At 71.1% G+C, this 10280-nt stretch carries 11 protein-coding genes; 10 read left to right on the forward strand and 1 reads right to left on the reverse strand.

Annotated elements, in window-relative coordinates; all coding sequences use genetic code 11:
• Nucleotides 1–38: 38 nt before the first annotated feature.
• Nucleotides 39–611, reverse strand: a complete 573-nt coding sequence (locus SACSA_RS0120155) for an NADPH-dependent FMN reductase (protein WP_028662081.1) — start codon at nt 609–611, stop codon at nt 39–41.
• Between the two features lie 154 nt (nt 612–765).
• Between SACSA_RS0120155 and SACSA_RS0120160 the strand changes: the two genes are divergently transcribed.
• The 10 genes from SACSA_RS0120160 to SACSA_RS26440 all read left to right on the forward strand — a co-directional run.
• On the forward strand, nt 766–1425 hold the full coding sequence (locus SACSA_RS0120160; RefSeq protein ID WP_048877047.1) for a TetR/AcrR family transcriptional regulator: 660 nt from the start codon (nt 766–768) through the stop codon (nt 1423–1425).
• Between the two features lie 130 nt (nt 1426–1555).
• Nucleotides 1556–2887, forward strand: coding sequence for a beta-ketoacyl-[acyl-carrier-protein] synthase family protein (locus tag SACSA_RS0120165; RefSeq protein WP_019819613.1), 1332 nt, complete (start codon nt 1556–1558; stop codon nt 2885–2887).
• Complete coding sequence (locus SACSA_RS0120170) at nt 2884–4104, forward strand: ketosynthase chain-length factor (RefSeq protein WP_019819615.1); 1221 nt, start codon at nt 2884–2886, stop codon at nt 4102–4104. The genes SACSA_RS0120165 and SACSA_RS0120170 overlap by 4 nt, the downstream gene beginning before the upstream one ends.
• A 23-nt stretch (nt 4105–4127) precedes the next feature.
• On the forward strand, nt 4128–4376 hold the full coding sequence (locus tag SACSA_RS0120175; protein ID WP_019819617.1) for an acyl carrier protein: 249 nt from the start codon (nt 4128–4130) through the stop codon (nt 4374–4376).
• Between the two features lie 57 nt (nt 4377–4433).
• Nucleotides 4434–6185 (forward strand): acetyl-CoA carboxylase, carboxyltransferase subunit beta, encoded by a 1752-nt coding sequence (gene accD / locus SACSA_RS0120180; RefSeq protein WP_048877048.1) that lies wholly within the window; start codon nt 4434–4436, stop codon nt 6183–6185.
• A complete protein-coding gene (locus SACSA_RS0120185; protein ID WP_019819620.1) occupies nt 6151–6690 on the forward strand; it encodes an acetyl-CoA carboxylase biotin carboxyl carrier protein in 540 nt (179 codons plus the stop codon). The genes accD and SACSA_RS0120185 overlap by 35 nt, the downstream gene beginning before the upstream one ends.
• A 13-nt stretch (nt 6691–6703) precedes the next feature.
• The gene (locus SACSA_RS0120190) at nt 6704–8104 is read left to right on the forward strand and encodes an acetyl-CoA carboxylase biotin carboxylase subunit (protein ID WP_019819622.1); all 1401 of its coding nucleotides are present in this window, start codon (nt 6704–6706) and stop codon (nt 8102–8104) included.
• Between the two features lie 20 nt (nt 8105–8124).
• Nucleotides 8125–8907 carry a 3-oxoacyl-ACP reductase FabG gene (fabG, locus tag SACSA_RS0120195; RefSeq protein ID WP_019819624.1) on the forward strand — a complete coding sequence of 261 codons (783 nt, stop codon included), beginning with the start codon at nt 8125–8127 and terminating at the stop codon, nt 8905–8907.
• Nucleotides 8908–8942: 35 nt separating this feature from the next.
• Nucleotides 8943–9896: an aromatase/cyclase gene (locus SACSA_RS0120200; RefSeq protein ID WP_019819626.1), complete on the forward strand. Its 954-nt coding sequence runs from the start codon at nt 8943–8945 to the stop codon at nt 9894–9896.
• A 68-nt stretch (nt 9897–9964) separates the two neighbouring features.
• Nucleotides 9965–10280 (forward strand): acyl-CoA dehydrogenase family protein (locus SACSA_RS26440; RefSeq protein ID WP_332253402.1); only part of this gene is annotated, 316 nt, incomplete at its 3' end.

The raw sequence follows: 10280 nt of genomic DNA on the forward strand, positions 1-10280 counted from the left end.
CGGGCGCGCCGAATCGCCCGCCCGCGCCGCGCGCCGGGTCACGCCGGGTAGGGACGCTTCGCCCGCGCCTCCGTCAGCGCACGGGCCCACCAGACCAGCTGATCGAGCAGCAGGTGTACCGCTTCGTTCGCCGCCTTCGGGTCCTTGAGCTCGCCGTCGGGCCCGAACTGGTCGTGGGCACCGTGGAAACTGACGGTTTCGCGGATGGGCACCGCGTGCAGCTCGGCGAAGACCGCGCGCAGATGCTCGACCGCCCGCAGGCCGCCGGCGATCCCGCCGTAGGAGACGAACGCGACGGGCTTGGCCTGCCACTCGTCGTGGTGCCAGTCGATAGCGTTCTTCAACGGCGCCGGATAGCTGTGGTTGTACTCCGGCGTGATGACGACGAACGCGTCCGCCTCCGAGAGCGTGGTGCTCATCTCGGCGACCGCGGGGGCTCCCTCGACACCGAGCGTGTCGGGCAGCTTGACGTCCGCGAGGTCGATGATGTCGAGCGCCACGTCGGCGCGGGAGGACGCCTGGTTGGCGAACCACCGTGCGACCGTGGGCGCGAACCGTCCGTTTCTCGTGCTTCCGATGATCAGGGCCACTCGGCTCGCCTGGTCGGGCACAGCCTTCTCCTCTCCTCCGTCCACCGGCCTCGCGGAGCCGTCGCGAGTACGCGCCGTCTCTCCCGCCGATGCCTTCCTGGGTAAACTACACGGTGTAGAGTACACACTGTGTCACAGAGCGCAACGAGCGCGTGGCCGTGGAGGGAGTGGCGTGGTGACCACGAGCGACAGGGGTGCGGGCAGGGGTGTCCGGCGGTCGCCGGAGAAGCGGAAGGCGATCGCCGACGCGGCCCGCGCCGTGTTCGTCCGGGAGGGGTTCGCGCGGGCGAGCGTGGACACGATCGCCGCCGAGGCGGGCGTGTCGAAACGCACGATCTACAACCACTACGGCGACAAGAAGCAGCTGTTCCTCGCGATCGTCGAACAGAGCACGGACGCCACGGCGACGAGCCTGCTCGACGTGGCTCGGCGGCGTCTCGCGGAGTTCGACGACGTCGAGGAGGCGCTGATCGCCTTCGGCCGTGAGTGGGTCCGCCCGGACCCCAGGTTCACCGACCACGTGGCCCTGGTGCGGCTGATCATCGCCGAAGCGGCCCATCATCCGGAGATCGTGCGGGCCTGGCACGACGCGGGACCGAGGCAGGTGCGCAACGGCCTGGCCAGGCAACTCAAGGAGATCGCCGAGCGGGGCATGCTGGAGATCGACGATCCCGAGGTCGCGGCCCGGCATTTCGGCGCACTGGTGCACTCGCCGGTGCGTGAACGCTCGCTGTACGGAGCCCTCGAACTCGACGAGGCGGACGTGGACGCCGTGGTGCGCGACGGGGTCCGTGCCTTCCTGCGGATCTACCGGGGCCCCGGAGGGCGTCCGTAGCGGCCGCGCCCGCGCGGCGGGTCCCTCACGGGGCGGCCCGCGCGGTGCTGGATTCCTCCTCTAGCGCTCCTCCAGTTCGTGTCCGGGTCGCGCTCCAGACCGCTCTGCGAGTGTCGTCTCCCGGAAACGGATGCCCGCTGCCGCCGTCAACCATCGGTGGGTGTGCGAGGCCGTCGTCGAACGGAGGGACGTCCTGGTGGGTCGTCGGGTGGTGATCACGGGAATCGGTGTTCTGGCTCCCGGTGGCATCGGGTCCAAGAACTTCTGGAAGCTGCTGAGCGAGGGTGGGACCGCGACGAGGCGGATATCCTTTTTCGACCCCACACCGTTCCGTTCGCAGGTGGCCGCGGAGATCGACTTCGATCCCGAGTCGCACGGGCTCGGCCCGCAGGAGATCCGGCGCATGGACCGGGCGGCGCAACTGGCCGTCGTCGGCGCGCGGGAGGCGGTCGAGGACAGCGGTCTGGAGCTGAGCGAGCGGGACCCGCGGCGTACCGGGGTGACGATCGGCAGCGCGGTCGGGGCCACCATGGGACTGGAGCAGGAGTACCGGGTGGTCAGCGACGACGGCAGGCACTGGCTGGTCGACCACGAGTACGCGGTGCGGCACCTGTACGGCTACCTGGTTCCGAGTTCGTTCGCCACCGAGGTCGCCTGGTCGGTGGGCGCCGAGGGGCCCGCGACCGTCGTCTCCACCGGCTGCACGTCCGGATTGGACTCGGTGGGCTACGCGGTCGATCTCATCAGGGAGGGCTCGGCCGATGTGATGATCGCCGGCGCGACCGATGCGCCGATCTCGCCGATCACGATGGCCTGCTTCGACGCGATCAAGGCCACGACTCCACGCAACGACCAGCCCGAGACCGCCTCGCGGCCGTTCGACCGCAGTCGCAACGGCTTCGTGCTGGGTGAAGGCGCGGCCGTGTTCGTCCTCGAGGACCTCGCCCACGCCCAGCGCCGGGGCGCCGCCGTGTACGCGGAGGTGGCCGGGTTCGCGTCGCGGTGCAACGCCTACCACATGACCGGGCTGCGCACGGACGGCAGGGAAATGGCCGAGGCCATCCGGACGGCGCTGGACGAGGCACGGGTCGATGCCACGGCCGTCGACTACATCAACGCGCACGGGTCGGGCACCAAACAGAACGACCGGCACGAGACCGCGGCCTTCAAGCGCAGCCTCGGCGAGCACGCCTACCGGGTCCCGGTCAGCTCGATCAAGTCGATGATCGGCCACTCGCTCGGTGCCATCGGGTCGATCGAGATCGCCGCCTCGGTGCTGGCGCTGCACCACGACCTGGTGCCTCCGACCGCGAACCTGCACGAGGCCGACCCCGAGTGCGACCTCGACTACGTGCCGCTCGTGGCGCGGGAGCGGCGGGTCGACACGGTCCTGACCGTCGGCAGCGGCTTCGGCGGTTTCCAGAGCGCGATGGTCCTGACAGGGCCGAGGAGGGACTCGTGAGCACGGTCGTCACCGGAATCGGAGTCACGGCACCGAACGGGCTCGGCACCGAGGAGTACTGGCAGGCCACACTCGAGGGGCGCAGCGGCATCGACCGCATCACCCGGTTCGCACCCGACGGGTACCCGGCACGCCTCGCCGGTGAGGTGCCGGGGTTCGACGCCCGGGAGCACCTGCCGAGCAGACTGCTGCCGCAGACCGACCACATGACCCGCCTCGCCCTCGTCGCCGCCGACTGGGCACTGGCCGACGCGCGGGTGGTCCCGGCCGAGCGCGACGAGTTCGGCATGGGCGTGATCACCGCGAGCTCGTCCGGCGGCTTCGAGTTCGGGCACCGCGAGCTGGAGACCCTGTGGAGCAGGGGAAGCGAGTACGTCAGCGCCTATCAGTCCTTCGCCTGGTTCTACGCGGTCAACACCGGCCAGATCTCGATCCGCAACGGGATGCGGGGGCCCAGTGGGGTCGTGGTCAGCGACCAGGCGGGCGGCCTCGACGCCGTGGCGCAGGCGCGGCGCCAGATCCGCAAGGGAATCCGCCTCGTCGTCTCGGGCGGGGTGGACGGTTCGATCTGCCCGTGGGGATGGACCGCGCAGCTCGCGAGCGGACGCCTGAGCACCCGTGACGACGCCACCCGCGCCTATCTGCCGTTCGACGACGCGGCCGCGGGGCACGTCCCGGGCGAGGGCGGAGCGATCCTCGTGCTCGAGGATGTCGACAGTGCCTCCGCCCACCGTGCCGGGTCCGCCTACGGCGTGATCGCCGGTTACGGAGCGACGATGGACCCCCGGCCGGGCAGCGGTCGCGCGCCCGGCCTGCGCCACGCTATCGAACTGGCACTGGCCGACGCGGGCCTGCCCGCCGAACAGGTCGACGTGGTCTTCGCCGACGCGGCGGGGATACCCGAGCTCGACCGCGTCGAGGCGGACGCCCTCGCCGGGGTCTTCGGTCCCGGCGCCGTCGCGGTCACCGCGCCCAAGACGATGACGGGGCGGCTCTACTCCGGAGGAGCGGCGCTCGATCTGGCCACCGCGTTGCTGTCCCTGCGGGACCAGGTGATCCCTCCGACGGTCAACGTCTCCGTGTCCGGGGAGTACGCGATCGATCTCGTGCTCGACCGGCCCAGGACGGCGCCGGTGCGCACCGCGCTCGTGCTCGCCCGGGGACACGGTGGGTTCAACTCGGCGATGGTCGTCACGACGGCCGCGAAGCCGGAATGACTCGACGGAAGAGAGATGACGACATGGCTCAGACGGACGTGCGGCTCGAGGACCTGGTGCGCATCCTGCGGGAGTGCGCGGGTGAGGCGGAGAACGTGGACCTCGACGGCGACATTCTCGACACCGACTTCCAGGACCTCGGCTACGACTCGCTGGCGCTGCTGGAGGCGAGCAGCCGGATCTCGCGCGAGTACGGCGTGACGCTCTCCGACGACGCCGTGACCTCGGCGCAGACGGCACGCGAATTGTTGCGGGTCGTCAACGGTGACTGAAGCCGCGGCGTGCGGACCGCGGCGAACGAACGTCGACAGAAGCAGGAGGCGTCCACCATGACGGACACGTCGGCATCCGGCACCGTCGAGGAACCCGAGTGGGTCGTGTGCCCGGCGTGCCGGACGATGCTGTACCGCAAACGCCTCGAGCGCACCCTGCGGGTGTGTCCGGAGTGCGGTGATCACCACCGGCTGACCGCCGCACAGCGGATCGAGCAGCTCTTCGATCCCGGCACCGTCGAACCGGTCGAGCACCGGGTGCACAGCGTCGACGTCCTGGGGTTCACCGACACCGAACCGTACGCGCGGCGGCTCGACCGCGCCCGCACCCGCACCGGGCTCGACGAGGCCGTGGTGGTCGTCCGCGGCAGCGTGGGTGGCGCGCCGCTGGTCGCCGCGGTGATGGACTTCCGCTTTCTCGGGGGCAGTCTCGGGTCAGGGGCGGGCGAGCTGGTCACCCGCGCGGCCGAGACCGCGCTCGGGCTCGGCCACCCGCTGCTGCTCGTGTCCGCCTCCGGCGGCGCCCGCATGCAGGAGGGCGCGCTGTCCCTGATGCAGATGGCCAAGACGAGTCAGGCACTCGGCCAGCTCGACGAGGCGGGCATCCTGACCATCTCGCTGATCACCGACCCGACGTTCGGGGGTGTGGCGGCCTCGTTCGCGACGTTGTGTGACGTCATCATCGCCGAGCCGAGGGCGCGGCTCGGGTTCGCCGGGCGCAGGGTCATCGAGCAGACGATCAAGCAACAGCTTCCGCCGGGGTTTCAGACCGCGGAGTTCCTGCTCGAACACGGGCTCGTCGACGCGATCCGGCCCCGCTCGGAGCTGCGCGGCACCCTCCTGCGGATCTTGGAGTCGGCGCGGCCGGGAAGGCCGGGTGCCGGGGAACCCGGGCACCGGAACCCGGACGACGCCGCGGTCGTCACCGACCCCGCGGCGCTGTCCGAGGTGGACGCGTGGAACACCGTCCAGGAGGCGCGCGAGCTGGGACGCCCGACCACGATGCAGTACCTGGCGGGCGCCTTCGACCGGTTCGACGAGCTCCACGGCGACCGGATGGGCGGCGACTGTCCCGCGATCGTGGGCGGGCTGGCACGACTCGGGCGGTATCCGGTGGTGGTCGTCGGGCACCAGAAGGGTGCGACGATCGACGAACTCGCCGCGCGCAACTACGCGATGCCGTCGCCCGGCGGGTACCGCAAGGCCGCCCGGCTGTTCCGGCTCGCGGCGAAACTCGGCCTCCCGGTCGTCACGTTCGTCGACACACCCGGGGCCTTCCCGGGACTCGAGGCGGAGGAACAGGGGCAGGCCATCGCCATCGCGGAGAACATCCGGCTGATGGCCGGACTTCCGGTGCCGGTGGTCACGCTGATCACCGGTGAGGGAGGCAGCGGCGGCGCGCTGGCGCTGGCGGTGGCCGACGAGGTGCTGATCTGTTCCCGGGCGACCTATTCGGTCATCAGTCCCGAGGGGTGCTCGGCGATCCTCTGGAACGACCGCGCGCAGGCCCCGAAGGCGGCGGAGATGCTGCGTCTGGACGCGCGCGAGTTGTTGCGTCTCGGTGTCGTCGACGGGGTGGTGCCCGAGCCCGAGCGGGGCGCGCAGTCGGACCACCGGCTGGCCGCCGAACGGGTCCGGCACGCCCTCGAGGCCGCGATCGGGCGGCTCTCGACCACGGACGGTCCGACGCTGGTCAAGCGGCGGCGGAACCGGTTCCGCTCCTTCGGTGCCGGCACGGCACCGCAGATCGCGACGAACGGGGTGAGCATCAGCGATGACACAGGACACGACGACGAACCGAGTCGGTGACGACGCCGGCGACGGGCTCGGTGGGCTCGGCGGCACGCGCGACCGCACCGACGGTGACGTGCTCGAACAGGTCCGGAACAACGCCGTCCGGCTGTTGGCCGACATACCGTTCTCGCCCCAGGCGTTGCGGCTGCGTGCCGGGGACGTCTCGGTGGAGGTCGAGTGGGGCGAGCGCGGCGCCGTCGCGGTCGAGGCCGCTCCGGGAACCGGTGCCGCGGCGACATCCGCGCCGGGGGCACACGACGCGCCGGAGGAGGTCCGGCACCTCACCGCTCCCGCCGTGGGCGTGTTCTACCGCGCCCCCGAGCCGGGTGCCGCGCCGTTCGTCGACGTGGGCGACTCGGTGGCGGTCGGCCAGCAGGTCGCGATCATCGAAGCCATGAAGCTGATGTTGCCGGTGGAGGCGGGGGAGTCCGGACATGTCGTCGAGTGCCTCAAGGACGACGGAGACCCCGTCGAGTACGGCGAGCCGCTCTTCGTGCTCGCCCCGGCACTCGACTCGTGACCACGGAGGACCGATGTTCGACAAGGTTCTGATCGCCAACCGCGGGGAGATCGCGCTGCGGATCGCGCGGGCGTGCCGGGAGCTGGGCATCCCGACCGTCGCGGTGTACTCGACCGAAGACCGCGACTCGGCGGTCGTCTCCTTCGCCGACGAGGCGGTCCACATCGGTCCGGCGCCCGCGAAGCGCAGCTACCTTCACATCCCCTCGATCATCGAGGCGGCCCGGACCACCGGAGCCGACGCCGTCCATCCCGGATACGGGTTCCTGTCCGAGGACCCGGACTTCGCCGAGGTGTGCCGCGACAACGACCTCGTCCTCGTCGGCCCGCCGCCGGACGTGCTCACCCGCCTGGGCGCCAAGAGCGAGGCGCGCCGGCTGATGGCCGAGGCGGGCCTGCCCCTGCTGCCCGGCAGCACGGAACCGCTCGCCTCGGCCGACGAGGCGCAGCGGCTGGCGGACCGCATCGGGTATCCCGTGATCATCAAGGCGTCCGCCGGAGGCGGTGGCCGGGGGATGCGGGTGGTCACCGACCCCGGATCGCTCGCCGAGGCCTACCGCGAGACCCGGCGCGACGCGGAGGCGTTGTTCGGCAACCCGGAGGTCTACCTCGAGCGGTTTCTGTCCACCACCCGGCACGTGGAGGTGCAGATCCTGGCCGACGGGTTCGGCAACGCGATCCACCTCGGCGAGCGGGACTGCTCGGTGCAGCGGCGCCATCAGAAGCTGGTCGAGGAGAGTCCCGCGCCCCGGTTGCCGCCGGGGCTGGCCGACCGGATGGGCGAGGCCGCGGTGCGGGGCGCGCTCGCGGTCGGCTACGTCGGGGCGGCGACCTTCGAGTTCCTGGTCGAGCCGGGCGGCGAGTTCTACTTCATGGAGATCAACTGCCGGATTCAGGTGGAGCATCCGGTGACCGAAATGGTGACCGGAGTGGACCTGGTGGCCGAGCAGTTCCGGATCGCGGCGGGCCACCCGCTGACCGTGACCCAGAGCGAGGCCCGGCCCCGGGGCGCGGCGATCGAGTGCCGCCTCAACGTGGAGGACCCTGACAACGACTTCGCGCCGGCGGCCGGGGTGATCGAGGAGTTCCGGGTCGCCGGAGGGCCGTTCGTGCGGGTCGACACCCACGCCTTCACCGGCTACCGCGTGCCGGTCTCCTACGACTCGCTACTGGCCAAGCTGCTGGTGTGGGGCCCGGATCGGGAGTCGGCGCTGCGCAGGATGGAGCGGGCGCTCGGCGAGACCCGCATCCACGGACCAGGGATCAAGACGACCACGGGTTTTCTCGAGCGGGTCGTGCGTGACCGCACGTTCCGGACGGGGGAGTACAGCACGTCGCTGGTCGCCGAACTCACCCGGGAGAAGACACCACGGACAGACGACCGGACGAGCGACCCGGTCGGGGCGCACACGTGAACACGACGAAAGGACATGTCATGGCCGACAGCGCACGAGTGGCCCTCGTCAGCGGAGCCACGAGCGGGATCGGGCTGGCCGTCGCCACGACGCTCGCCGAGCAGGGCCACCAGGTCTTCCTCTGCGCACGGGACGCCGATGCCGTGGCTCGAACGGTGAAACAGCTGACCGAGGCAGGGCACGACGTGGACGGCACCGCCTGCGACGTCCGCTCCGCCGAGTCCGTGCGGTCGTTCGTGCTGGCGGCGAAGCAGCGGTACGGACCGATCGACATCCTGGTCAACAACGCCGGGCGCAGTGGCGGCGGGGTGACCGCCGAGATCACCGACGACCTGTGGTTCGACGTGGTCAACACCAACCTCAACAGCGTCTTCCTCATGACCCGTGACGTGCTCAGCGTCGGCGGGATGCGCGAGCGCTCGTGGGGACGCGTGGTCAACATCGCCTCGACCGCGGGCAAGCAGGGTGTCGTGCTCGGCGCGCCGTACTCGGCGTCGAAGCACGGTGTCGTGGGCTTCACCAAGGCGCTGGGCAACGAGCTGGGCAAGACCGGCATCACGGTCAACGCCGTGTGCCCCGGCTACGTCGAGACACCGATGGCGCAACGGGTGCGCCAGGGCTATGCGGGCGTGTGGGACATCTCCGAGGACGAGGTGCTGACCCGGTTCCAGGCGAAGATCCCGCTGGGCCGGTACTCCACGCCCGACGAGGTCGCGGCGATGGTGGGCTATCTCGTCTCGGAGCCGGCGGCCTCGGTCACCGCGCAGGCGATCAACGTCTGCGGCGGTCTGGGCAACTTCTGACGACACCGCGACCGATCCGGAAGGTGAGTGACCATATGAGCAGCTCCTCTGCGACCCGTGAGGTCGAGCACGACGTGCGGGTGGCGGCGCCTGCGCGAGCCGTGTACGACCTGATCGCCGACGTCGGGGCCTGGCCGCGGCTGTTCCCGCCGACGGTGCACATCGAACATCTCGAACGGGGACAGAATTCGGAGCGAATCCAGATCTGGGCGACCGCCAACGACAGCGCCAAGACGTGGACCTCCCGCAGGACGCTCGACCCCGACGGAATGCGGGTGGACTTCCGACAGGAGGTGTCGGCGGACCCGGTCGGCGCGATGGGCGGCGCCTGGGTGGTCGAGGCCACCGGCACGGCCGAGTGCCGGGTGCGCCTGTTGCACGACTACCGGGCGGTCGACGACGATCCGGAGAAGCTGGAGTGGATCGACCGCGCGGTCGACCGCAACAGCCGGGCCGAGCTGGCGGCCCTGCGGACCAACGCCGAGCTGGCCGCGAACGGCTCGGAGCTGCTGTTGACCTTCGACGACACGGTGGAGATCGACGGGTCGGCCGAGGACGTCTACGACTTCATCAACGAGGCAGGCCTGTGGTCGCAGCGCCTTCCGCACGTGTCGTCGGTGGAGTTGACCGAGGACACGCCGGGGCTCCAGGTGCTGGCGATGGACACCAAGACCAAGGACGGGTCGATCCACACCACGAAATCGGTGCGCGTGTGCCTGCCGCACCGCACCATCGTGTACAAGCAGACCAAGCTCCCCGCCCTGATGAACCTGCACACCGGGCAATGGTTCTTCGACGCGCGCGACGGGGGCGGCGTCGTGGCCACCTCCCGGCACACCGTGCTGATCAACGAGGACAACATCGCCGGGGTGCTCGGTGCGGACGCGAGTGTCGCCGACGCCCGGGCGTTCGTGCGCAACGCGCTGGGCACGAACAGCCTCACGACCCTCGGCTATGCCAAGGAGTACGCCGAAGCGCGGGCACGCTGAGCGTGTCCGCCGACAGCGCCGGGCACGCCGCGCCCGAGGCGGCCGGCACACGAGAGAGCGGGGGCACGATGACCGTTGCGGAAGGCGGTACCACGGGGCTGCTGGACTCCGCCGCCGAGGTCGCCTCGACGGCGGGCCGCTACGCGGCCGAGGCCGAACACCACCGCAGGCTCAGCGAGCAGGTGGTCAAGCACCTGGTCTCGGCCGGGTTCGCCCGGCACTTCGTGCCCCGCCGGTTCGGCGGCGCGGAGGGCACGGTCGAGGAGCTGGCACGGGCGGTCGCCGTCGTCGCCGAGCGCTGCCCGTCGGCGGGGTGGTGCGCCTCGTTGACCGCCGGGGCGGCGCGCATGGGCGCGTACCTGCCCGAGCGGGGACAGCGCGAGC

Origin of the sequence: Saccharomonospora saliphila YIM 90502 (genome assembly GCF_000383795.1) — a bacterium.
In the GTDB taxonomy this organism is placed as follows: Bacteria; Actinomycetota; Actinomycetes; order Mycobacteriales; family Pseudonocardiaceae; genus Saccharomonospora; species Saccharomonospora saliphila.